General features: G+C 41.9%; 20 protein-coding genes. 11 read left to right on the top strand and 9 right to left on the bottom strand.

What is annotated here, in order from left to right:
- Nucleotides 1-78 precede the first annotated feature (78 nt).
- Nucleotides 79-1,908 (bottom strand): protein kinase domain-containing protein, encoded by a 1,830-nt coding sequence (locus tag AAEY98_RS12435; RefSeq protein ID WP_351017313.1) that lies wholly within the window; start codon nt 1,906-1,908, stop codon nt 79-81.
- Nucleotides 1,909-2,200: 292 nt separating this feature from the next.
- Here AAEY98_RS12435 and AAEY98_RS12430 point away from each other — a divergent pair, with 292 nt between their 5' ends.
- The 4 genes from AAEY98_RS12430 (at nt 2,201) to ovoA (ending at nt 6,818) form a co-directional block, all read left to right on the top strand.
- Nucleotides 2,201-2,548 carry a hypothetical protein gene (locus AAEY98_RS12430; protein ID WP_101085154.1) on the top strand — a complete coding sequence of 116 codons (348 nt, stop codon included), beginning with the start codon at nt 2,201-2,203 and terminating at the stop codon, nt 2,546-2,548.
- Between the two features lie 98 nt (nt 2,549-2,646).
- Complete coding sequence (locus AAEY98_RS12425) at nt 2,647-3,306, top strand: thiopurine S-methyltransferase (RefSeq protein WP_162023909.1); 660 nt, start codon at nt 2,647-2,649, stop codon at nt 3,304-3,306.
- 101 nt (nt 3,307-3,407) lie between these two features.
- Complete coding sequence (locus AAEY98_RS12420) at nt 3,408-4,541, top strand: MalY/PatB family protein (RefSeq protein WP_351017310.1); 1,134 nt, start codon at nt 3,408-3,410, stop codon at nt 4,539-4,541.
- 114 nt (nt 4,542-4,655) lie between these two features.
- Nucleotides 4,656-6,818 (top strand): 5-histidylcysteine sulfoxide synthase, encoded by a 2,163-nt coding sequence (ovoA, locus tag AAEY98_RS12415; RefSeq protein WP_351017307.1) that lies wholly within the window; start codon nt 4,656-4,658, stop codon nt 6,816-6,818.
- Here the strand turns inward: ovoA and AAEY98_RS12410 are convergent.
- Nucleotides 6,790-7,923 carry an ADP-ribosylglycohydrolase family protein gene (locus tag AAEY98_RS12410; protein ID WP_351017414.1) on the bottom strand — a complete coding sequence of 378 codons (1,134 nt, stop codon included), beginning with the start codon at nt 7,921-7,923 and terminating at the stop codon, nt 6,790-6,792. The genes ovoA and AAEY98_RS12410 overlap by 29 nt on opposite strands.
- Nucleotides 7,924-8,429: 506 nt before the next feature.
- Here AAEY98_RS12410 and nhaC point away from each other — a divergent pair.
- The gene (gene nhaC, locus AAEY98_RS12405) at nt 8,430-9,842 is read left to right on the top strand and encodes a Na+/H+ antiporter NhaC (RefSeq protein WP_351017304.1); all 1,413 of its coding nucleotides are present in this window, start codon (nt 8,430-8,432) and stop codon (nt 9,840-9,842) included.
- 156 nt (nt 9,843-9,998) lie between these two features.
- Here the strand turns inward: nhaC and AAEY98_RS12400 are convergent, their stop codons facing one another.
- Together AAEY98_RS12400 and AAEY98_RS12395 are read right to left on the bottom strand one after the other, a co-directional pair.
- Entirely contained in the window at nt 9,999-10,193 is a 195-nt protein-coding gene (locus AAEY98_RS12400; RefSeq protein ID WP_162023905.1) for a helix-turn-helix transcriptional regulator, read from the bottom strand.
- Nucleotides 10,190-10,606 carry a hypothetical protein gene (locus AAEY98_RS12395; protein WP_101085159.1) on the bottom strand — a complete coding sequence of 139 codons (417 nt, stop codon included), beginning with the start codon at nt 10,604-10,606 and terminating at the stop codon, nt 10,190-10,192. The genes AAEY98_RS12400 and AAEY98_RS12395 overlap by 4 nt, the downstream gene beginning before the upstream one ends.
- A 463-nt stretch (nt 10,607-11,069) precedes the next feature.
- On the opposite strand from AAEY98_RS12395, the gene AAEY98_RS12390 reads away from it, so the two are divergent.
- Nucleotides 11,070-12,044: a nucleoside hydrolase gene (locus AAEY98_RS12390; RefSeq protein WP_162023904.1), complete on the top strand. Its 975-nt coding sequence runs from the start codon at nt 11,070-11,072 to the stop codon at nt 12,042-12,044.
- 138 nt (nt 12,045-12,182) lie between these two features.
- Here the strand turns inward: AAEY98_RS12390 and rbsK are convergent, their stop codons facing one another.
- Complete coding sequence (gene rbsK, locus AAEY98_RS12385) at nt 12,183-13,400, bottom strand: ribokinase (protein ID WP_351017300.1); 1,218 nt, start codon at nt 13,398-13,400, stop codon at nt 12,183-12,185.
- Nucleotides 13,401-14,013: 613 nt separating this feature from the next.
- Nucleotides 14,014-14,847: a mechanosensitive ion channel family protein gene (locus AAEY98_RS12380; RefSeq protein WP_101085162.1), complete on the bottom strand. Its 834-nt coding sequence runs from the start codon at nt 14,845-14,847 to the stop codon at nt 14,014-14,016.
- A 358-nt stretch (nt 14,848-15,205) separates the two neighbouring features.
- On the opposite strand from AAEY98_RS12380, the gene AAEY98_RS12375 reads away from it, so the two are divergent.
- Nucleotides 15,206-16,381: a type III PLP-dependent enzyme gene (locus tag AAEY98_RS12375; RefSeq protein WP_011638842.1), complete on the top strand. Its 1,176-nt coding sequence runs from the start codon at nt 15,206-15,208 to the stop codon at nt 16,379-16,381.
- A 62-nt stretch (nt 16,382-16,443) separates the two neighbouring features.
- Here AAEY98_RS12375 and AAEY98_RS12370 read toward each other — a convergent pair whose 3' ends face one another.
- Nucleotides 16,444-16,665, bottom strand: coding sequence for an HP1242/YdcH family protein (locus AAEY98_RS12370; protein WP_162023902.1), 222 nt, complete (start codon nt 16,663-16,665; stop codon nt 16,444-16,446).
- A gap of 439 nt (nt 16,666-17,104) precedes the next feature.
- Here AAEY98_RS12370 and udp point away from each other — a divergent pair, with 439 nt between their 5' ends.
- Nucleotides 17,105-17,863, top strand: a complete 759-nt coding sequence (gene udp / locus AAEY98_RS12365) for a uridine phosphorylase (protein ID WP_011638840.1) — start codon at nt 17,105-17,107, stop codon at nt 17,861-17,863.
- Between the two features lie 186 nt (nt 17,864-18,049).
- Here udp and AAEY98_RS12360 read toward each other — a convergent pair whose 3' ends face one another.
- Nucleotides 18,050-18,802, bottom strand: coding sequence for an outer membrane protein OmpK (locus AAEY98_RS12360; protein WP_351017297.1), 753 nt, complete (start codon nt 18,800-18,802; stop codon nt 18,050-18,052).
- Nucleotides 18,803-19,311: 509 nt separating this feature from the next.
- On the opposite strand from AAEY98_RS12360, the gene AAEY98_RS12355 reads away from it, so the two are divergent.
- From AAEY98_RS12355 to AAEY98_RS12345, 3 genes are all read left to right on the top strand, one after another.
- Nucleotides 19,312-19,773: an NfeD family protein gene (locus AAEY98_RS12355; RefSeq protein ID WP_101085165.1), complete on the top strand. Its 462-nt coding sequence runs from the start codon at nt 19,312-19,314 to the stop codon at nt 19,771-19,773.
- A gap of 245 nt (nt 19,774-20,018) precedes the next feature.
- Complete coding sequence (locus tag AAEY98_RS12350; RefSeq protein ID WP_101085166.1) at nt 20,019-20,948, top strand: SPFH domain-containing protein; 930 nt, start codon at nt 20,019-20,021, stop codon at nt 20,946-20,948.
- The gene (locus AAEY98_RS12345) at nt 20,948-21,886 is read left to right on the top strand and encodes an SPFH domain-containing protein (RefSeq protein ID WP_101085167.1); all 939 of its coding nucleotides are present in this window, start codon (nt 20,948-20,950) and stop codon (nt 21,884-21,886) included. Before AAEY98_RS12350 ends, AAEY98_RS12345 begins: the two co-directional genes overlap by 1 nt.
- A gap of 215 nt (nt 21,887-22,101) precedes the next feature.
- Here the strand turns inward: AAEY98_RS12345 and AAEY98_RS12340 are convergent, their stop codons facing one another.
- Nucleotides 22,102-22,980 carry a LysR family transcriptional regulator gene (locus AAEY98_RS12340; RefSeq protein WP_351010077.1) on the bottom strand — a complete coding sequence of 293 codons (879 nt, stop codon included), beginning with the start codon at nt 22,978-22,980 and terminating at the stop codon, nt 22,102-22,104.
- Nucleotides 22,981-23,293 lie beyond the last annotated feature (313 nt).

Raw genomic sequence — 23,293 nt, 5'->3', positions numbered from 1 at the left:
AATACGCGACCTCTATTGGGGGCGCGTATTGCTTTGTATCACCGCAACAGCATGATGATAGTGTTTGGAGTATGGCTATTATGTTTGCGGTAAAGTGGCTTCTGCAACGATGACTTTAGGGTTTCTAGGGTAGAAATCATCTGCTTTACGATCGATATGGCTAAATTGGCGAGTGTTTTTATAGGGCAGTTTCATAAAACCTGAAATGCCATGACCTTGAATTTTATTTGCGTGAGTCATAATTCGATCCAAACAGGCTCGAAATGCCGCCTGTTTTCGTGGATTTAATAAACGTAAGTAACTGTGGATTTTTAAATGGTTTGGTAGCGCTTCAAAAATAATACAGCCAGTATGGTGGATTTGATTTAACCACCCCAGTTCGGTCATGATTTCTGCTGGCAGTTCCAAGTTTTCTTCCGGGTCTTTACCGTCTTCAAAGTATGAGTGCAGCCGAGATTTATCTTCTAAGGTGGGCACATCACCGACCTCAAAAGGCATTTGCAGTTCACCGGTTATTTTATATTGGTGCTCGGTACTTTTTCGCTCAAGGTGTAAGGTGTCTTTGGCATTAAAGAAGCAAGCCTTGAACACCCCAATCCGCTTAATTCCTCGCGCCATGGTGACCATATTATTTACTGCTAACACTAACGGCGCTTTACTGTCGGGATCGTAAATAGCTAAATTGGAGTCGATAAACACCCCAGACTCTTGCCAATGGATCACCAAACCGCCGACAATTGGATACTGTGCTAAACGGCCTACTGCGGCAATAAAGCCTTTTTCGGTATCGGCCATACCCACCATAAAATTGCGATAGTATTTTTCTAATTGCACATCATCCATTTTGGCAATGGGATCTAGAGTATTGTGCTCTTTCAAAAACGATTTACGCGAGCTGTAACTTACGGTTTCGACGGCTTTAGATCGCGGTTGAGCCCACACCGGAATGTCGGGTGCTAGCGGAGGTGTCGATAATATCGGCAAATGCATTCGATGGCTGTGGCGCAGGCTTTTGAGAAAGTAGTCACCCGCAAGATTGCGCCGTTCAACATCATCACTGAGCATTGCATCGAGTGTTTTTGCCAGTTCGATAGGTAATCCTATGCTGGTGGCTGGAATGATTTTTGTGCCGAAACGGCTAATTTGTCCTGATGCGAGCGCATATAAGGTTGCAGCAGCGCCTTGCTCGTCGAATCGAGGCGTAGATAACGCACCGCTCAGTTGTTCGTCACCAATAAAATACACATCGCCCATGCGCGCGTTAGTGTGCTGTTGGTCGCTTGATAGTAAGGACATGACATTGTCATCGACCGCGCGGCCGTGTTCATCTCGCTGAGCAAATACCGCAGATCCCCAATCGATTAACGACAATTTGTCGGTTTCAATATCATAAACCAAGTTAGATGGCTTAATATCGCCATGCACTAAAGGCTTACCCTTACGCAGATAATATAAAATATTGGCTAATTGTCTCGCAATACTGACGATAATTACCGGCGGTAAAGCCCCTAATCGCTGGCAAATTTTGTCGAGGTCTTCGCCTTGAGCTCGCTCCATTACTAAAATGCCTTGCTTACCAACCCGCTCGAATTTTATCGCCCCAGGTATATTTGGGTGTTTTACTTGGCTAAGCATATAGGCTTCTTCTTCAAGCCTATCTTGGACGCTTTGGGGTAAATTTACCCTTGAGAATTTAAATACATGTGATTGGCTAAACTCATTGATACCCGCAAATACAAAGCCATAGGCTCCCTTACCAATAAATTCAATTTGCTGATATCCCAATTTACTCAGCTGTTGCTTACACAAGCGGATCCAGGCCTTATGCTTGCGTGCATCATTGGCGCTGAGCAGATAGATGGACTGCTCTTCATTGATATAAAAGTGTTGCAGTTGCGGTGTTTGCAAAGGTAAGCCTCCTTTTTAAGCCCATTAAACCTTGATTAACCTTACTGCGGCAAGTGCTTCTTATATAAAACAACAGATTCCATCCACACATCAGCGCAGTCTATTTAAACATGGCTGTTCTTTTATTAAAAACCGCCCAGTATTGTTTTGTGAGCAAGCTTTTTGATTTGTAAATGGTCGCTTCCTATCTAAAAAATTATGATAAGTAAACCTTGACCTATATCAAATCAAAATCAATCAACACTCGGTACTATGGCTGTACTAGTTAATCAACGTTTTTGTGAGAGGTTATATGCATAATATAAATAAAGCTGATTTAATTCAGCTATTTAATTTTCCTCGGCAGCGAATTTTACAATCAATGGAAGTCACCCATTGTCCCCATGCAGTGTTTTTTAATCAAAGTGATGAGCAATGCATAACCTGTCATCAGGGGGAGGAGTGTTTATGGATTAATCATAACGATGAAATGGTTGCGCTTGAGATGAAGTCGGTTGACCAATTAAAGCAACAATTATTAATAGCGGTCGATTACATTGACTCAAATTTAAGCCCACACCACATGTCGCGCAGAAAGTGCCAATGTGAAAACTGTCGTTGGTTAAGGCAAGTACAAATGACACTAGACGGTAAAGCTTAGGCAGTTGAATGCCAAATCATTAAGGGAGGTTGCATCCTTTTTTTTTAGTCTTTAAAGTAGCCAGCATCTCATTAGCAACTTGACTGAAGAATAGCATCATGGAACCCAGCTTTTGGCATGAAAAATGGCAGTTACAACAAATTGGTTTTCACCAAAACCAAGTGAACCCTTTTTTAGTAAAATATTGGTCGCATATTGGTTTGAATGAAAACACTGAGGTATTCGTTCCTCTATGTGGTAAATCATTGGATATGTTTTATTTGGCCGAGCAGCGCCATACTGTGCTGGGATGTGAACTCAATACCCTCGCAGTTGAACAATTTTTTACCGACAATGATCTTACTTATCAAGTTAATCATACCGACGAACATGTAGTCTTTTCTGCCGATCAAGTCACCTTATATCAAGGGGATATTTTTACTCTACCCAAAAGTGCAACAGCGTCGATTAGTGGTTTTTACGATCGTGCTGCCCTGATTGCGTGGCCAGAAGAAATGCGCCAACAGTATGTTAAAGCACTCGCTGCGCTTATACCGGCGAATGTAAGTGGCTTATTAATTACCCTAGATTACCTACAAGATACTCTGAAAGGGCCGCCATTTGCAGTCAGTCCAGATTGGGTTAAAAGCTATTTAACACCATATTTTGATGTTGAATTATTGGAGTGTGTTGATGTACTGGCTGACAATCCGAGGTTTATGAATAAACACGTGCCTTGGCTTAATGAAGCCGTTTATAAGTTGACCCGAAAATCATAAACAGACCCTAAAACCTACCTATAACATCGGTAGGTTTTTTTATAACAGGCTAAGTCGGCTGTTTTCTGTAGACTAGCAAATGAATAATCAAAGGATCCGCAATGAACTTCAGTGATAAACCTGACCGCACATCGTCAAAAGCCCATAAATGGGAAAAATACAAAGGTACAGATATATTGCCTATGTGGATTGCTGATACTGAGTTTCGCTGTGCTGAGCCTATTTTGTCTGCCTTACATCAGCGCATTGATGATGGCCTGTTCGGTTATACCCTTCCAGCTCACGATACCGATGCCAGTGAGGCCGTTGTGGCGTGGTGTCAACGTCAATATAACTGGAAGATTGATCCTAGTTGGCTAGTGTGGACTCCGGGTGTGGTGCCTGCATTTAATGTGGCTATTCAAGCTTATTGCCAAGCAGGTGATACGGTTATCGTACAAACACCCAATTATCCTCCTATATTGGCTGCACCGGCAATTAATCATCTCAAGCGAACTTGTATCGGCTCGATAGAAGTGGATGGTCGCTGGACACTCGATTTTGATGCCTTGGAAGAGGCTGCTGCGGATCCTAAAGCCAGCTTATTTATTATGTGTAATCCAATGAATCCGCTTGGAACCGTCTTAAACCAAGCAGAACTCGACACAATTGCAGCAATATGCAGAAAACATGGCGTCATGCTGTGCTCGGATGAAATACACTGTGATTTAATTTTAGATGACGTACCACATTTACCCGCCAGTGCGCACCCAGAATTGGCTGAGCATTCAGTGACATTAATGGCCGCCAGTAAAACCTTCAATATCGCGGGATTAGGTACGTCTTTCGCTATTATTCCAAACGAAAAATTAAGAGTAGCATTCAACCATGCAGCCCGCGGCAGGTTACCATCGGTAACAGTCACAGGTCTTACCGCCACTAATGCAGCCTTCAGGCATTGCGATGAGTGGCATCAACAACAAGTGGCGTATTTAATTGAAAATCGTGATTATCTAGTGACTGAAATCAACAAAATCGACGGTTTAAAAGCTATCTCACCCGCGGCGACTTTTTTACTGTGGGTTGATGCCAGCGGTTTACAAGTCCCCGATACGCAAGCATGGTGTGAAGCCAAAGGTGTCGGCCCATCAGCGGGCAGAGACTTTGGTGATAAAGACTGTTTTCGCTTGAACTTCGGCTGTTCACGAGATTACTTAGTCGAAGCAATTAAAAAACTGCAGGGCAGAGACGTTTAACCACCGGCAAAACTTTTTTTACGGGTAATATCAATATAAAGTAAAAAAATTGACCCTTTATCCAGTAGTTAATCGTATGAATGTAGAATAAGAATTAAAGGAACGTGTTTCACGATGACATTACCTATACAAAATGCTCAAGGAATGGCTAAAAGATCCGCAACATTTGTTGACTCTGGATCATTGCGCCGAACCCCTACACTGGACAGTGGCACCGTGGATGATAAGCGCCAAGAAATAGCGCTTTACTTCACCAACACCTTTGATACCTATACGCAACTGTTTGATTGTTTGCGCGACGATACTGGTTTCTATCAAAAACCTATACCTTTGCGCCACCCGCTTATTTTTTATCTTGGGCATACGGCCACTTTTTTCATCAACAAGCTACTATTGGCAAAACTGATATCCGATCGGATTAATCCTCATATGGAATCTATTTTTGCTGTGGGCGTTGATGAAATGAGCTGGGATGATCTGTCTGAAGACAGTTATGACTGGCCCAGTGTTGCTGCGGTAAAAGACTACCGTGCAAAAGTGCGCGCCACAGTATTAACATTAATTGATACCTTGGACCTTGCCCTACCCATTGATTGGGAAAATACCTGGTGGCCCATCGTCATGGGTATTGAGCACGAACGTATTCACCTTGAGACATCGTCGGTACTCATTCGCCAACATGAGTTGGCTAAAGTCCAGCCATTACCTCAATGGCCAGCTTGTAAAGATGCTGGCCAAGCCCCAAAAAATAAACTAATAAGCGTCGCCGCTGGCTCAGTTAATCTTGGACAATCATTTGATAGTGCATTTTATGGCTGGGACAATGAATATGGCCAACATCAGGCTGAGGTAGCTGAGTTTAAAGCCAGCCAATATTTAGTCAGCAATCAGGAGTTCCTCGAGTTTGTTGAGGACGGTGGATATGAGCAAAATCGTTTCTGGAGCGATGAAGGTCTGGCTTGGCGGCAATTTACTGAGGCAAAACACCCAGCATTTTGGCGTTGGCACAATGGCTGGCGCTTGCGCTTAATGACGGAAGAAATTGATATGGCTTGGGACTGGCCTGCCGAAGTTAACTATCATGAAGCGAAAGCGTTTTGTGAATGGAAGACTGAAGAAACTGGACAGAAAATTCGCATGCCAACTGAAGACGAATGGTATCGATTGTGTGCACAAGCGGGCGTAGAAGAGCTGGGTAACAGCGCGGCCAATGCAAACTTGCATCTCGACCATTTTGCATCATGCTGCCCGGTAACACGCTATCAACATGGCAATTGGTTTGATGTGGTGGGCAACGTATGGCAATGGACTGAAACGCCTATTTACCCCTTCGATAACTTTAAAGTACATCCACTGTATGACGATTTCACCACGCCAACTTTTGATGGTAAACACAACTTGATCAAAGGTGGTTCATGGATTTCAAGTGGAAACGAAGCGCGTCTTAGTGCACGTTATGCATTTAGGCGTCACTTTACGCAGCACGCCGGATTTCGTTATATTGCCTCTGAAGTTGAGGCAACGTCTCCTAAGGCTTACTACGAAAGTGACCAGTTATTGTCAGAATATGCAGAGTTTCACTTTGGTGACACCTGGTATGGCGTAGAGAATTTTCCTAAAGCTTTAGCTGATATTGCACTTGAGGCAATGAAGGGTAAACCCACCGGTAAAGCACTTGACTTAGGTTGTGCGTGTGGCCGAGCAAGTTTTGAGTTGGCCCGCCAGTTCGATGAAGTAGACGGTATTGATTTTTCAGCAAACTTTACTCGCCTAGCAGCTAAAATGGCGCAGCAAGGCGCAGTGCGTTACGCCCGTGCCGAAGAAGGCGAATTAGTGAGCTATCATACTCGTACCCTGCAAGAATTAGGGTTGGACACTTATGCAAACCGTGTCGCATTTCATCAAGGCGACGCCTGTAACCTCAAACCCCAATTCACGGCTTATGATTTAGTTTTAGCCGCTAATTTGATTGACCGACTCTACCAGCCGAGTCGTTTTCTGGCGGATATGGCACAGCGCATCAATGATGGCGGCTTGCTTATTATTGCATCGCCTTACACGTGGTTGGAAGAACATACACCTAAGGAAGAGTGGATAGGTGGTTTCAAAAAAGATGGTGAAAACTACAGCACGTTAGATGGCTTGAAAGATCAACTATCAAGCCATTTTAAGTTGGTTGGTGAGCCGCGCAAAGTCCCGTTTGTGATCCGCGAAACTCAGCACAAGTTTCAGCATACTTTGTCTGAACTTACGGTTTGGGAGCGCTTGCCACGCTGATAAGTGCCTCAATTTCTTGAGCAATCAATTTGTGGTCTGCCAGTTGTTCAAACCAGCTGGTGGCCACAGCATCGCTTTGCAATCCAAGTAAGGTTCCCAGCACTATTCCTCGATGTACGTTGTCACCGCCTAAGTTAGTATTTACTCGCAGTGCTTGCCATGGATCATTTTGGTATTTACAGGCCAGATACAAGACGACAGGCCAAGAATCTGAAATATAACATGCCCTTGAAAATATTTGGCCGACGACCTGATTGTCGGGCACATTACGTTTTAACAGACCGGCTAAATTAGTACTGGTTAGGCCTATGCTTGCTTCAAGTAAAAGAGCCTTAACGCTTGCTTCATCCGGCCCATCCATCAGAGCGCACAACAGTTGCACGTAGCTATCACATACCTGCATTAAAGATTCATCAGGATGGGTTAAGGCCAGATGTGCTCGGCAGGTAATCTTTATTTCGGCTTCGCTTATGCCCTTAAGTCGTTCTGAAAAAACCAAAGGTGCTATGGTCACCAATGCACCAATAGATGCTGTATCGTGAGTTATCATGCCACAGTTTTCAGGCTTGCGTCCCTGCGCCAAGTTAGCAAAAAATCCTCTATGGTAGGACTCTGCATAAGTATCGGGATGAGCGGCGGGAGTCATTGTCATAAAGTCAATGTAGGCATTAACAAATGCTTGTCGGTCATAGGGTTGTGGCGAACTCGCCAGGGTGCGCATCACTACTCGAGCGCAATGGGCGTTGAGGGTGTTTTCACCCGCCTGCATGCCTTGATGATAATGCACATTCGGTTTGTCCCAAAACTGCGCCTTATCTTTTAAAATAATATCGCCTACCACTTGCGGCGACTGATCGTTAGCTGAATGTCCCTTAGACGACCGATCATTGGACTGTCGCCCCCCTTTATGTTTGGAGTGCAAGGACATAATAGATGAAGGGTGAAACTCAGGTGCGGCCTCAAAGCGCTGAATACCACCAGTAAAGGCACGCTCGATTTCCATCGGTTGATAATACCAATGCACTGGCATGGCCAAAGCATCAGCAATAAAGCTTGTTTTAAGTGCCCAGGTAACGCGAAGTGGCTGAGAAGGGTTGTGATTCATGATAATGCCTCTTTCACATGGTAATAAAGAATACGTATCTGCATTAGATACAGCAACAATAGACTCCGCAACAATAGGTTGTGAATCGATAACGAATGGATAATTTTTACCATGTGAATATTGATTAAAAACGTATGTGGTCATACTAGATACGTTATTTATACAAAACTAGACGTTTTTTTAAGGCAATAGGCTAAATTTATTTCGCAACCAAAATCTTCAACCCGACAAGCGCAACAGCTTTTTTGAGTATGGGGAGGACGTAGAGGATGTAACCCATTGAGTTTATAAATGTGCCTGTAAATGAGCATGTAAATGAATGTATAAATAATCATGTGCAGCGCTCTGTGATGATATATCTTTTGAGTTGGCTTTTACTTGGTAGCTAACCTACTGGTTATAATAGATAAAATGTTTATTTTTAATATCCTGCTTGTTTATAGTTTACCCAATTACTTGTACTGATATACTCAGCTTCATCCCAATTGTTACCATAATGTGTGCCAATGTCTGTAATCACTCCCAACTTACCCCGTAGCCCTAGTTTTTTGCAGTCTCTTATCTGTTTTAGCGTGATTATCATCACCATAGCGGGTGGACTTTTTGGTCTAGGGATCAGCCTGCATACACTGATGTTTCTGTGCTTGTTATGGATAGGACTCAACGCTTTTAGTCTTGGTTACGGCTATATACATATACGTGAGTTGATGACTAGCGCCCTTACCAGAGCCATGCCTGCCATCTATATATTTATATTGATCGGCATGGTGATTGCTAGTTTTATGCACAGTGGCACCATCGCCACGCTTATTTATTATGGTCTTAGTTGGCTGAGTCCGAGTTTGTTTTTGGCCGTTGGTTTATTACTGTGCGCCTTGATGTCGCTAGCAACTGGAACATCTTGGGGTACTGTCGGCACCTTAGGCGTGGTTTTTATTGGCATCGGCTCTGCGATGAATATTCCACTGCCTTTAGTCGCAGGTATGATTGTCTGCGGTGCAACTTTCGGTGATAAAATGTCGCCGATTTCAGATACCACAAACCTCGCTGCTATGAGTGCTGGCACCGATCTTTATCGACACATTTACTCCATGCTGTTCACCACAACGCCGACCTTTATCCTCACTTTCTTAATATTTCTAGTGATCGGATTGAACTATAGTGAACAAAATCTAGACTTGGCAGAAGTTACCTCAATTCAAACTGCACTTGCCAACAATTACAGCCTTACGCCGCTGATTACGTTATTACCCCTGATTTTACTCGCGGTACTGAGCATTAGAAAAGTGCCCGCAGAAGTGACGATGTCATGCAGCATAATACTCGCCGTACTAATCGCGATTTTTTATCAGCAACAAAGTGCTATCTCCGTGCTTAATGCACTGTGGGAAAATACGCCCGAATCAACGGGTATCCCCAGTTTAGATGCTTTGCTTGGTCGCGGCGGCATTAGCAGTATGAGCTGGACCTTGCTGCTGGCGTTAATGGCTATCGCGCTAGGCGGCATTTTACACGGTGCGGGATTTCTCACCGCACTATTAGCCGGCATCATAAAAAGAGTGCAGCGCACCGCCACCCTTATTGCGACGACGATTATGTCCGGTTTTTTAGGTAACATTGCTATGGGAGAGGCTTATATTTCGATTATTCTCAGTTGCCAACTGTTTAAGCCCAAATATGAGCAACAAAATTTAGAGGCCGCCATTCTTTCGCGCTCAGTTGAAGAAGGTGCCACTATGACTACAGGCCTTATTCCGTGGACCACAGCTGGTGCCTTTTATACCGCCACTCTAGGGGTAGACGTACTTGACTACGCGCCCTATGCTTTTTTCAACTACCTTAATGCCATCATAGCAGTGGCAATGGCCGCCTTTGGTATTGGTCTTCTCAAACCGAAAACTAAACCAGCTTTGGCGTAAAGGATATTAATCTCTTATCAATCCATAGGGCTGTTAGCGTTAAGACTGTAAATTTAGCCAATGCTTGAGCTGAATCGACCGCCATAGCGTTTAACATTTTTTATAGCATTGTTTTTATAACATAGTATTTATAACATTGATTATAAATACTATTAGCTACACTTCGTCTTCAAAGATACTTTCAATAGGTAGCTTGAATAAACGTGCCGCTTTAAAGGCTAATGGCAAACTAGGATCAAACTTACCAGTTTCGATCGCATTGATCGTCTGCCTGGAAACATTAAGTAAGTCTGCTAGTTGTGCTTGGGTCAGGTCTTGCTCTGCCCTGAGTACTTTTAGGCGATTTTTCATTGGTACTTCCTATGGCCTAAAATAATACCGACTAAATAGGTGAGTCCCATAATGATCACCAAGTGAGAAATTTCCGCGTGACCAGCTATTAAGTTTGTTGTGTCTAAATTTGAGTAGCTCAAGCCAACAATTAGCCCCACCCCCAGACTGAGGCCCATCGCATTTAATTGAATTTTTTGCTGCAATTCATCTAAGCCAAGTAGTTGGCGTCTATTGGCTAAAATCATCCCGATACCCATCATGAAATTAATGCCAATGGCCATTATGGTGATGACATCTTGTTGCCAAATAAATTGTGGACCAAAGTTGGCGACGGCCATACTTATCACCCACGCTAAAGTCCATTTTGCTAAACGAGCTGTATTATGTTTGTTGGTATTTTTCCAGTCTTGATTGTGTGTTAGTGGCGACATTATCAACATTCCCTTGGTCGTGTTTAGTTGTCATTATGTCAACTAAGCTTGACTTTAAGTTATCGCAATCTATTAATGCTTGTCAAGTAAGCTTTACTTTTTCGAGGTGTTGTAAATTAACCTCAACTCGGGTTAAAAGGTGGGATATGTAAGGCAAAATATAATATTCGGCCTATTTCATATCAAACTTGTTATAGCCAGTTGCACACGTGTAAGTGAACCATTATGTTCACTTACAGATTAAAGTTTGACGAACAATCACACTTCTGTCGGCACTATTTTTGTATAGTGCCAAGGGATTTAATGAGCCTCAGGACCCTGTAACCGTTCGTTTGTCGCAGTCGTTAATCATCTTCGAATATCTTGTTGGTATGCATTGAAGGGCCTGTGAGTCTCATCGCAGGATATTCAGTAAAACCTTATAGTGTATCGATTCACTTAATAAAGTAGGACAGTGATCCCCATGAAAACTAAAATAATATTAGACACAGATCCCGGTATTGATGATGTATTTGCTATTCTCTTTGCCGAAGCACATCCCGATATCGAACTTAAGGCCATTACTACTATTTATGGCAATGTAACCATTGAGAATGCGACCCGTAACGCGCTTTATCTTAAACAAAAATTTCAGTTGCAAGCCGATATTGTCACTGGCGCGAGTAAACCTATCGTACGTCCTCCAGTTGGCCCAACGGTCGTTGTTCACGGAGAAGGTGGCTTTGGTGATGTGAATGTCCCAGCCGAAGTAGAAGGTCAAGCTGATCCGCGGCCTGCGTATCAATACATCATTGACGCTGTAAAGGCGGAGCCTGGTGAGATTACTTTAGTGGCCATCGGTCCGTTAACTAACCTTGCGCTAGCGCTTCAGGCTGACCCAAGCATTGTCGACTTAGTTAACAAGGTGGTCATTATGGGTGGCGCTTTTGGTGAGAACGGTCATCGTGGCAATGTGACCCCTTTTGCCGAAGCTAATGTACACGATGACCCTCATGCTGCTGATATAGTGTTGACGGCCTCATGGCCTGTGGTTGTGATTGGCTTAGACGTGACTGAACAAAGCTTTTTTACTCGTGATTATCTTGACCAATTACGTGACAATGCAGGCGACGTTGGCCAATTTATTTGGGATGTTAGCCGGTTCTATTTGAGGTTTTATAGTGAAAAAGTGGGCTTAGAAGCTTGCCATGTGCATGACCCCTCTGCCATTGCCTATGTGATTAATCCAGAGTTGTTCACACTTAGAGAAGGGCCAATAAGAGTGGTTGTCGATGGTGTTGCCGAAGGAATGACCATTCAGAAGATTGATGACCGTGTTTACCCGCATGATGAATGGATGAATCAGGCGCCGCAACAGGTTGCTGTCGCGGTCAAAGATGCCGAACTATTGGAGCTATATCGCGACAGTATTATCAATTATGCCGCAAGATTGAAATAACTCCCTCGACAACAGCTGGACTAATAGCACTTACAAATGAGCGCAGTAATCACTGCGCTTTTTTCATGGGCGTTCGACTCTAGTGTTTTACATTAGTGCTTTACATTAGCGCTTTACATTAGAACTCAGCACTCGCTATTAAGCATTAAGTCTTGCTGCGACAAGTGAGCCGTCTGGCATATTTGCTGCGCCGAGGCGCTCAACAGCGAGTGACGCATAAGCGTTGGCATATTTAGCGGCCTGATGCAGTGTACTGCCTCTAGCAAGCTCAGCGACTAAAGCGCCATTAAAAGCATCGCCTGCACCAGTGGTATCAACAACCGCGCTTTTTAGTGCATCTAGCAGGGTGAAGTGATCATTTTCATAAAGTAATACCCCATCAGATCCGAGAGTGATGACTACCGACGTTACGCCTAAGGCATGTATTGCAATCGCGGCCTGCTTAGCACTATCTAGATTGGTTACTTCGATTCCTGTCATTAACGAAGCTTCTGTTTCATTAGGGGTGATCATATCAACCAAAGGTAATAACTCGAGAGTTCTCTGATGATACGGCGCCGGATTGAGGATCACTTTTGCGCCATTGTCTTTGGCAATGCTCATCGCGAGCTTGATAGCATCAAAATTGGTTTCAAGCTGGGTTAAAAATAATTGTGCACTAACAATATGTTGTTTGGCTGAGTGTATTTCATCATCGGTCAGCGTCATGTTTGCGCCTTCGTTGACCGCAATCATATTCTCGCCAGCTTGTTCACTAACGTAAATCATCGCGGTACCTGTCGGGCTAGTTGATGACTCGAGAATAATCGTGTTGTCTATGCCGGTACTGTTGAGGTGTTGGCGCGCAAATTGACTAAATTGATCAGTACCAATTTTAGTCATAAAGGTAATATGGGCACCATTTTTAGCCGCAGCATAAGCCTGATTTGCCCCTTTGCCGCCAGCGCCAATACTACTGCTACTTGAATGCAAGGTTTCGCCCGGTTGGGGAAAGCGTGCTAATTTTGCCACAATATCGACATTGAATGAGCCAAGTACAAATACATTATGTTTCATTTTGATTAATCTACCTTGGTTTGAGTCGAGTTCTTTGCTGTCATTCAGTATGCTGCGGTCGAGTAATTCTGCCAACATAGCGTCCAAGCTATACTTTTTGATATTCGCGCCTTCAGACTGACAGACTCCGCCATGAATTCGTTTTACTAGACCGTCTTTTTCCAGCTGCACGAGATCACAACGAACCGTTTTAGCGGTTACTGCCAGTAATGTGGATATTTTTTGGTTAGACAGTTTTTTATGCATACTGAGTAACTTGAGAATAACAGCCAGTCTTTCATTTCGACTTAGTTTTTTCATAATGGAATATAGTGCTTCAGCAGAAAATAAATTGTGATAAAGACCAGAGCTTAACATGCAAAGTGAACCAGTTGGTTCGTTTGCTATTGGTTGTTTGGGGGGGAGAATGATTTGGTCGCATTTATTTCAATGAGCCTGCTTAAATGAGTTTAGTCAAATCAGCTTAATTTATTGCGCTTAGTGAAGTGAGTTTCATTAAATGTACTTAGTAAGGAAGACGGGGTTTACTGCATATATTATATTATTCATTCTATTCACAGTGGTTTTTGAGAGTAAATATATGGTGAGCGAGTTTACTTTGTTGTCGTAAGTGATTGATTATTAATTATGGCTTGTAGCGTCTGTACTGCTATTCTCATTGCATTCTTTGCGGATCAGCCCACGACTACGTGATGAATTGCTTTATTCAATATAGTCTCGCGGGAATCTCCATTGGTGGCAATAGTCTGTGGCCCCAATTCAGTTTGTTAGGGCCAGTTAGATTGAATGGACTAAAAAGTGCAACTGCTTCCACTCAGCCTTATATGCAGCCCTTTCAATCGTGAGACTTTATGCGGTGAAGAGAACCTTTAGCCTTGTGAATACAGAACTGTGAATACGAGTGCTATCAAAACTAGTGCTGTAAATGTATTTCCTTTACCGGGCAAGGTATCTTAATTTTGGCTTGATTGAGTGCTTTGATTATGGCTAGGTTAGTGTGGTACTTCTCTTCGAAATAGCGTGTTGTCGGTACCCAATAACGTACACCAACTTCTATTCCCACAGTATTAAATCCATTGATGCCGACTAATGGTTTCTTGTCTTGATAAATTGCTGGAGCAGCGGCAAGCACGCCATTAATTAATTGGATAACATGATCCGCATCAGCTTGGTAATCAATGTTAATTTTGTTTTCAACCAATTTATAAGCGAATGAATTATGTAAAATTTCACCGACAATGTGCTTGTTGGGAATACTGATTTGTTCGCCTTCTTCGTTGGTTAATATGGTTTGGCCTAGTTTAATGATTTCAACCACACCGCTGACACCTTTGATTTCAATGGTATTGCCAACCACAAAAGGGCGGGTGACAATAATGGTAATGCCGGCAGCATAATTAGATAACATTCCTTGTAATGCCAAGCCTGCTCCGAGTGAAGCGGCACCAATAGCAGCCACCATTGGCGTTACGCTAATCCCTAGTTTGCCTAAACAGATAACAGCAACCATCACAATAATAATGATTTTAACTAAGTTGGAAGCAAAGTTACTGAGGGTGATATCAATATTATGTTTTTTCAGTTGAGCGGCGACAACGTTGGCGGCTTTGTTTGCCACCCAAAGCCCCAATAAGAAAATAATAATCGCACCCGCAATTTGGAAGCTGTACGCAACAACAAACTCAGTGATGACGCTATAGACATTTTGCAGTTGTTGGAGCTCTTGATCTAAACTGGGTTCGTTCATTCTATGTTCCTTATTGAAGCACGTTAAGTTGTTATCAAATTGGATGATAACAACTTTTTACTCTAAGGTGTAAGTCTGTGATGAGTGTTAAATGCCATCACGGCGAAAATATTTTCAACGACTTTATGGGCATTTTTCTGACAAATGTCTATACTTTCTAGACGCAGAAACTAATCAATAACGCAGTGTATTTAGCTAGTAAGGCGTTGCGTGTTATTGATATTTCTCGAAGAATAAAAAAGTATACTTTTTGCATAAAAATTCGTTGCGTATTGATTAAAAATATCGTTTACTGCGCATGTTTTTACAAATTCGTAATGACACTTTTATCGCCCTACTTACAGGAGGCACTGGCCTAATGAGCCAATTTCAATCGATTGATGTTGCAGATTATTATGACAAGGACACGTTTGACCGCATTGAGGCATTTGCTAAAGATAAGCCAACGCCATTTGTAGTTATTGACACCCAAATCGTTGCGAAACAATATGATGATATGGTTAATAATTTTCCTTTCGCTAATATCTATTATGCGGTTAAGGCAAATCCGGCCAAAGAAATTTTAACCTTGTTACGAGACAAAGGTTCAAACTTTGATATCGCGTCCATTTATGAACTTGAAATGGTCACGTCGATAGGTGTTTCTGCTGATCGTATTAGCTACGGTAACACCATTAAGAAACGCGTTGATGTACGATCATTCTTTGAACAAGGCGTACGTATGTTTGCTTCAGATTCTGAAGCCGATTTACGCATGATTGCGGAAGAAGCTCCTGGTTCAAAAGTGTACTTGCGTATTTTAACTGAAGGTACACACACAGCCGACTGGCCTTTATCACGTAAGTTTGGTTGCCAAAATGAAATGGCGTACGACTTATTAGTATTGGCAAAAGAGTTAGGCTTACAACCGCATGGCATTTCTTTCCACGTCGGTTCACAACAACGTGATATCGGTGCGTGGGATTCTGCTATCGGTAAAGTGAAAAGCATTTACGACCGTTTAAAAGAAGAACATGGCATTGTGTTAAAGATGATCAATTTAGGGGGTGGTTTTCCTGCCAACTATATGGATAAAACGAATGAACTAGGTGTTTATGCTCAGCAGATTAAGCATTTCCTAGAAGAAGATTTTGGTGACGAATTACCCGAGATTATTCTAGAGCCTGGCCGTTCATTGCTTTCAAATGCTGGTGTATTGGTATCTGAAGTGGTATTGATTTCGCGTAAATCAAACACTGCATTAGAGCGCTGGGTATTTACAGATGTGGGTAAGTTCTCTGGTTTAATTGAAACCATGGACGAAGCGATTAAATTCCCAATCTATACTGAGCGCAAAGGCGAGTTAGATAAGTGCGTTATTGCTGGCCCAACCTGTGACAGTGCCGATATTATGTATGAGCACTATAGCTATGGTTTACCGGTTGATTTAGCCATTGGTGACCGTATGTACTGGTTAACCGCTGGTGCTTACACTACGACCTATTCAGCAGTATGTTTTAACGGCTTCCCACCACTTAAAGATTATTATCTTTAATTGATGGTGTAGTTTGACGACATCCTAAAGGACGCACTAGCGTCCTTTATTTTTATGTGCGCCTAAACCTCTTGTTGATGATTTTTTAAAATATCTAATATTTGTTCTTTAAGGTGCAATCTCGTGCTTTTCATTAGTTTTAATTCAGCTGTTGCATCACTACTACTGTGCTTTTCTAGTGCGGTAATTTGCTCATCGAGTTGATTGTGGTCATTAAACTTTTTGATAAAGTGCTTATCTGTGACTTTAAGTTTAGAGATTAAGTCTCGGTACTCTGGAAACATAAGTTACTCCTTTAAGCTGAGTCAGCGGATTTCGGGCTCATTTCAATTTGTATTCATCAGATGTTATGCCAATAACCATGATGCTTGCTTTAGCAGCAACACAATTTGGAAATGAGATGTGTTGAATCTAATATTGATTAACTTTATGCTCAGTGGTTATGCTTACTTTCAGCCTAAAACCATTTTAGCGAGGTTAACTTGATGTAAATCACGTTAATGATTGTTAAGCGAGATAAGATATTTGTTGTTTCTATCGACCTTCAACTATGCTGAAACGGGTGTATTTGGTGGGATTTGGACATATATTAGTAATAATTTAACGAATGAATATTAACTATTATGAATTTATATGTGATCAAGTTAACCTTATCCCCCTAAAGACTAGGTTAAAGTCTGGGTTATAAGAATTTAATATTCAAAACTGAAAGGGGTTTTCACAATGTCCGATGTATTTCACTTAGGATTAACTAAAAAAATGTTAGATGGCGCTACCTTAGCAATCGTTCCTGGTGATCCAGAACGTGTTAAGCGTATTGCTGAGTTAATGGACAACGCAACGTTCTTAGCGAGCCATCGTGAATACACAAGCTACTTAGCTTATATCGATGGCAAAGCCGTGGTTGTGTGTTCAACCGGTATCGGTGGACCATCAACTTCTATTGCGGTTGAAGAATTAGCACAATTAGGTGTGAGAACTTTCTTACGCGTAGGTACAACTGGCGCAATTCAGCCGCACGTAAACGTGGGTGATGTGATTGTGACTCAAGCTTCTGTTCGTTTAGATGGCGCAAGCTTACACTTTGCACCGCTTGAGTTCCCAGCAGCAGCAGACTTTGAATGTACAACAGCTATGGTTGCAGCATGTCGTGACGCTGGTCTAGAGCCGCACATTGGTATTACTGCTTCTTCTGATACTTTCTATCCAGGTCAAGAGCGTTACGATACTGTTTCTGGTCGCATTACGCAGCGTTATGTTGGCTCTATGAAAGAGTGGCAGTCAATGGGTGTGCTGAACTATGAAATGGAATCAGCTACGCTATTTACAATGTGTGCAACTCAAGGTTGGCGTGCAGCATGTGTTGCCGGTGTTATTGTAAACCGCACACAGCAAGAGATCCCTGACGAAGCGACAATGAAGAAGACTGAAGTAAGTGCCGTGTCTATTGTTGTAGCAGCAGCGAAAAAATTATTAGCTTAAGCTAACGTTTTAACCATCACGTTATAACAAGATATTGTGTAAAAACAGATTGTGTTAAGGCTGATGACGTTAAAACGGATTACGCAAAACAAATTGTCTCAAATCAATGAGTGTTGAAATGTAATCATTAAAAAAGGTGCCTAGGCACCTTTTTTGTTATCTAATTTATATCAATAGCGGCATCAATTAGAAATGATATTGCGCAATAATTGAGTAGGTATTTTGGTCGATACCCGCAACACCGTATTTGCTTTGCCAGTAATCATATTCAAAACCTACCAACAGTTTGTTTTGCTTGTGATCACCGAACAGTGTTTTACCTAAGTCATACTTTATTTGTGGGTTGATGTGCAGGTTTTCGTCGTAGCCGTTGTTGTCGGCAGAAAATACCCAATCAATGAAGCCATCTATAATAATGTTGGCATTGCCCACTGGCATGTCGATTCTAAATACCGGCGTAAACTGCCAACCATCACTAATATTACCACTGCTTATTGCATCTCGGCGGTAAGTGTTCAGTTGTAAATAGCTAAAAAATGGCACGTCAAGGTCTGCACCAATACCATAAAGCATGCTGTGAACTGGGCCTTCACCTTCTTCGTAAGTTAATGCTAAAGAGACATCTTTTATCGCACCAAAGCTCACTGGCTGACCCAATATTTTGCTAGCACTGAAGCGCGGAGATATTTCGCCATAAGTCGAACTATCAACACCGTGATTATTACCATTAAAATTAATAAAATCTTGGAATGCAAACCAATCGCCATACTTCCAAGCACCGGCTGTTTCTAGGGTAATGGTTGTTTGTCTTTCTGATGGCGCTAAGTCATAGTTTTCGCCATGCAAGACAGTAGCGCTAACATCCCACCATTGAACTAAATCGTCAGCAAAAACATTTTGTGAGAGTACTAATGTGGCTAAAAGGTAGATTTTTTTCATTTTTCTTCCGGTTAGTAAAATGATCAGAGACGTCAATTTTGACAGTTTAAAGGTAAGTTTTATAGCGATCGAGGTTAAATTTGTGACCTATTATTCCCAATCGTGCACAATGGGGCGCAATATATTCAATATTTTGAAAGAGCACAATTAAAACCGACCAGAATGTACAGATTTCATTGTTTTCATCATCAATATAATCTTATGACAGGTATTAGCACTGTCAATGCGATGTAACGCATAAAGGTGTTTGATTGGCGCTGTTATCTTACTTAAAACGAATACCACCATGGTGACAAATAAAATGTCACTTTGCAGTAATACTGATTTGTATAGGGGGACTTATTATTACAGTTACTCATTACTAGCGATACGTATTCGTGTGGTAATGGTAAGTTGATGAATCGTTTGTCCCGTTTACTGTTCGCAATAACGCTTTGACATAATATGTCGCATTAATAAATAAAGCTGTTATAGTGAATTTACGGACATTCTCATTTATGGGGGAGAATATGGAGCTTGCAAATCCGATCGCAGTCTGGCTAGTGCTTGGGCTGTTATTGATGATCTCGGAGATTATCATTCCGGGTGGTATCGTTATTTTATTAGGTGCGGCTTGCGTTATCGTCGCAGCAGCACAAGCTGTTGGCATTATCGATGGCTTGGTACAAAGTCTGACATTATGGTTTATGGCTTCAATGGTGTTATTACTGAGTTTTCGTCATGTGACCCAGCGTTTAGTGGGCGGCGATTCACATGTCGATAATACCGATGAAGAGGCGGATCTTTATAATCAAGTCGCTATCGTTAAGCAAGCCATCGGCCCTGGTCAAAAGACCGGTCGAATAAGCTGTTTGGGTACTGATTGGACTGCTTTAGGTGATGGTACCGTGATAAAAAAAGGTACCAAAGTCAGGATCATTTGTCGGGATAATATTGCTTTTGTTGTTGAACCTATCATCGATTCTGTATAGCGATTTAGTTGATAACCTTTTGTTGCTGCGAGTTATTACTGCGAGTTGTTACCGTGAGTTGAGGTTATTGAGTACTTAACTGTAAAAAATTCAGATTATTGTGATATGAATATTGTTTTGTCATTATTGTTTCGTAAATTTAGTGTCATGAATATTGTTTCGTAAATTAAGTATTGTTTCGAAATCGTCGTGTTGTGATTGCCGTTAAGTGTTATCTAGGAAAGTCAGATTAAAAGGGAGTAGATATGTTTGTGTTAACAATCGTTTTTTTATTTGTAATGTTCATTTTGTTCAAACTAATGTTAATTGTGCCAATGCGTGAAGTGCATGTTATTGAGCGTTTGGGTAAGTTTCGTACCGTGCTCGAGCCAGGGTTTCATTTTCTTGTTCCTTTTGTCGATCGGGTTGCTTATCGCCACGACACTCGTGAAGAAGTATTAGATGTGCCGCCGCAGAGTTGTATTTCAAAAGACAACACCCAGTTGGAAGTTGACGGTTTAGTCTACCTTAAAGTGATGGACGGCAAGCTGGCCAGCTATGGTATTGAAAACTATCGCCGTGCAGCGGTTAACTTAGCGCAAACAACCATGCGTTCAGAAATAGGTAAGCTGACCTTGTCGCAAACGTTTTCTGAACGTGACAGTTTGAATGAATCCATTGTGCGCGAAATTGATAAGGCTTCTGATCCTTGGGGGATAAAAGTATTACGTTACGAGATTAAAAATATCTCCCCTTCAATGAAAGTTATTCACACCCTTGAAAAACAAATGGAAGCAGAGCGTCGCAAGCGTGCCGAGATCACTTTGGCCAATGCTGAAAAAGCAGCAATGATCAATATGTCGCAAGGTGAACGTCAAGAGGCGATTAATTTGTCCGAAGGTCAAAAACAAAAGCGCATTAATGAGGCTTTAGGTACAGGGCAAGAAATTTCTATTATTGCCACTGCAAAGGCAGAAGGCATGGAAATGATCTGCAAAGCCTTAACGGTAAATGGCGGCAATGACGCAATGAATATGTTGCTTAAAGAGCAGTTTATTGGTCAAGTGGGCAAGATTTTATCTGAAGCTCAAGTTTCTGTTGTGCCAGCTGAAATGGCCAAGCTAGAAGGCTTTTTTGAAGGTATGGAGCAAGTGACTCATGCCGTATCAAACTCATCAGCAAAAGGAGCTCGCTAATGTTGATTAACGGAATTGATACTGATTTTATTGTGATGGCTATCTGGGGCGTAATTTTTGCTATTTTTGTGCTAAAACTATTCCAGTCTATCTGTCTTGTACCGACCAAGTCGGCTTATATTGTTGAACGTTTAGGTAAATATCACAATACCTTAGATGCAGGCTTCCATGCACTGATCCCTTTCGTTGATAAAGTGGCTTATATCCACGACTTAAAGGAAGAAACGATTGATGTACCGCCACAAGAATGTTTCTCCAGTGATGAAGTTAATGTTGAAGTGGATGGAGTGATTTATATTTCGGTTACCGATCCCGTTAAAGCCAGTTATGGTATTACCGACTACCGTTATGCCGCCATTCAACTTGCTCAAACAACTACGCGTTCTGTGATTGGTACCTTAGATTTAGATCGTACTTTTGAAGAGCGTGATGTGATATCAGCCAAAGTGGTTGAAGTTCTCGACGAAGCTGGCTCTATGTGGGGCATTCGAGTGCATCGTTATGAGATTAAAAATATCACCCCACCAGAAACAGTTAAAAACGCCATGGAAATGCAGGTGAATGCCGAGCGGGAACGTCGGGCATTATTAGCTAAAAGTGAAGGTGACAAGCAAAGTAAGATTAATCGTTCAGAAGGTGTAATGGCAGAAACCATTAACCGTTCTGAAGGTGAGATGCAACGCCGCATTAATGAGGCCGAAGGTAAAGCGCAAGAAATTCTCACTTTAGCGAAAGCAACTGCTGAGTCGATAGAACGATTAGCGGTGGTTATTTCATCTGAAGGCGGACAAAGTGCATTGCGTATGCAACTTGGTGAACAGTATATGAAGCAGCTAGATGGTTTAAGCAAACCTGATAGCCGTATTGTGTTACCGGGTAATCTAGTTAATTTTGAATACTGGATGCAAAGTATTGGCTTAAAAGACGATAAAAAATAATCGTTAATACTGCTATGTCACGCCACCGCGTGACGAACATTACATAAAAAAGGTTAGCGATTTCGCTAACCTTTTTTATTGTTTTTACCGCCGCAGTCTATTTAAATTATACCTTTACCGCTGCAGTCTGTTTTAATTATGCTTTTACCGCTTTTACCGCTTTTACCGCTTTTACCGCTTTTACCGCTTTTACCGCTTTTACCGCTTTTACCGCTTTAACTGGGAACCATCTCTCGAAGTAAATGTTCGCAAAAGGCTTTTGCCACAGGCGATTGAAGACTTTTGGTCGAATAGGCCAAGCTGATATCGGCAAAGCCAATGCTGTGTTGCGGTAGAATATTAATTAATCGTCCCTGATTTACTGCCTCGTGAGCAATAACATGAGGTAATAAAGCGATACCCGCCCCGGCTAAACATAAGTGATATAACGAGTTAAAGTCGCTGCAGATAACTTTATAATGAGTTGGTACATTTGCATGCTGAAAATGCCAAGTCTGCTCTAGTTGCCCATGTGCATCTCTAAAGCCTAGTAATGAATGGTATTGTAAGTCATCGGTATTTTCGATCAGTGATGATTTTTCTAAATAACTTGGGCTAGCATAAATTTTACGCTCAAAAGTCGTCAACTTATGTACAGCAATATTTGCACCGTTTACTTGACCGACATCAATAATCAAGTCGAGCCCTAAACGATTGAGCTCTTTACTGCCACCAGACACAATTAACACCTCTAATTGGACTTGCGGATACGCATGAATGAAGTGAGCGATATATTCATCCATCAACTTGTCGACGAAAGGCAATAAACCAATGCGTAAATTACCTTGTACTTCATCATGACGATGTTTAAACACATATCCGGCATGATTTAATTGATTCACTAAAGGTTCGATTTGAGCAAGATATTGTCGACCTGCAGAGGTTAAGGCCATGACTCTTGTTGTGCGAGTAAATAACGGTGCCCCGAGCTGTTTTTCTATTTCTCCAATCCGGCGACTGACTAATGCTCTGCGAGTATCAAAAGATTTTGCCGCTTTTGAAAAACTGCCTAACTTTGCTACAGCAATGAATAGCTCTAAATCTTTGATATTCAATATGGCAACCTATACAGCTGAAGCTGTGGACAATAAATCCATTTTAATGGACTTTTTAGTATTAATGGCATTGAACATATCGATCATAAACCGACATGTCACCAGATTTACTCGCCATAAAAAGCAAACTTAATCTAGTTTCTTTAGTCATGAATGTGAGTGTTTAATAGCCTATTAGGCCAATTACTTAACGCTAACATTAATTAATTGTTTATTTTATATAGTAATTTTCGCTTACAGCTTTGTCAATTTAGGTGTGATTTTCGCGGTTAGAACATCACAAGTGAGTGATTTTAGTGACTTTGATATTAAT

The organism is Shewanella sp. AC91-MNA-CIBAN-0169 (assembly GCF_040310165.1).
Classification (GTDB): Bacteria; Pseudomonadota; Gammaproteobacteria; order Enterobacterales; family Shewanellaceae; genus Shewanella.
Note: the sequence above shows the minus strand (reverse complement) of the source record. Positions and strands in the feature narration are given on the sequence as shown.

Bases quoted from the DNA above. Each gene is read 5' to 3' on its own strand.
- AAEY98_RS12375 (WP_011638842.1), top strand. From the start codon at position 15,206: ATGAGCCAATTTCAATCGATTGATGTTGCAGATTATTATGACAAGGAC.
- udp (WP_011638840.1), top strand. From the start codon at position 17,105: ATGTCCGATGTATTTCACTTAGGATTAACTAAAAAAATGTTAGATGGC.
- nhaC (WP_351017304.1), top strand. From the start codon at position 8,430: ATGTCTGTAATCACTCCCAACTTACCCCGTAGCCCTAGTTTTTTGCAG.
- AAEY98_RS12380 (WP_101085162.1), bottom strand. From the start codon at position 14,847: ATGAACGAACCCAGTTTAGATCAAGAGCTCCAACAACTGCAAAATGTC.
- rbsK (WP_351017300.1), bottom strand. From the start codon at position 13,400: ATGAAAAAACTAAGTCGAAATGAAAGACTGGCTGTTATTCTCAAGTTA.
- AAEY98_RS12430 (WP_101085154.1), top strand. From the start codon at position 2,201: ATGCATAATATAAATAAAGCTGATTTAATTCAGCTATTTAATTTTCCT.
- AAEY98_RS12390 (WP_162023904.1), top strand. From the start codon at position 11,070: ATGAAAACTAAAATAATATTAGACACAGATCCCGGTATTGATGATGTA.
- AAEY98_RS12420 (WP_351017310.1), top strand. From the start codon at position 3,408: ATGAACTTCAGTGATAAACCTGACCGCACATCGTCAAAAGCCCATAAA.
- ovoA (WP_351017307.1), top strand. From the start codon at position 4,656: ATGACATTACCTATACAAAATGCTCAAGGAATGGCTAAAAGATCCGCA.
- AAEY98_RS12345 (WP_101085167.1), top strand. From the start codon at position 20,948: ATGTTGATTAACGGAATTGATACTGATTTTATTGTGATGGCTATCTGG.
- AAEY98_RS12360 (WP_351017297.1), bottom strand. From the start codon at position 18,802: ATGAAAAAAATCTACCTTTTAGCCACATTAGTACTCTCACAAAATGTT.
- AAEY98_RS12350 (WP_101085166.1), top strand. From the start codon at position 20,019: ATGTTTGTGTTAACAATCGTTTTTTTATTTGTAATGTTCATTTTGTTC.
- AAEY98_RS12355 (WP_101085165.1), top strand. From the start codon at position 19,312: ATGGAGCTTGCAAATCCGATCGCAGTCTGGCTAGTGCTTGGGCTGTTA.
- AAEY98_RS12395 (WP_101085159.1), bottom strand. From the start codon at position 10,606: ATGTCGCCACTAACACACAATCAAGACTGGAAAAATACCAACAAACAT.
- AAEY98_RS12410 (WP_351017414.1), bottom strand. From the start codon at position 7,923: ATGAATCACAACCCTTCTCAGCCACTTCGCGTTACCTGGGCACTTAAA.
- AAEY98_RS12425 (WP_162023909.1), top strand. From the start codon at position 2,647: ATGGAACCCAGCTTTTGGCATGAAAAATGGCAGTTACAACAAATTGGT.
- AAEY98_RS12370 (WP_162023902.1), bottom strand. From the start codon at position 16,665: ATGTTTCCAGAGTACCGAGACTTAATCTCTAAACTTAAAGTCACAGAT.
- AAEY98_RS12400 (WP_162023905.1), bottom strand. From the start codon at position 10,193: ATGAAAAATCGCCTAAAAGTACTCAGGGCAGAGCAAGACCTGACCCAA.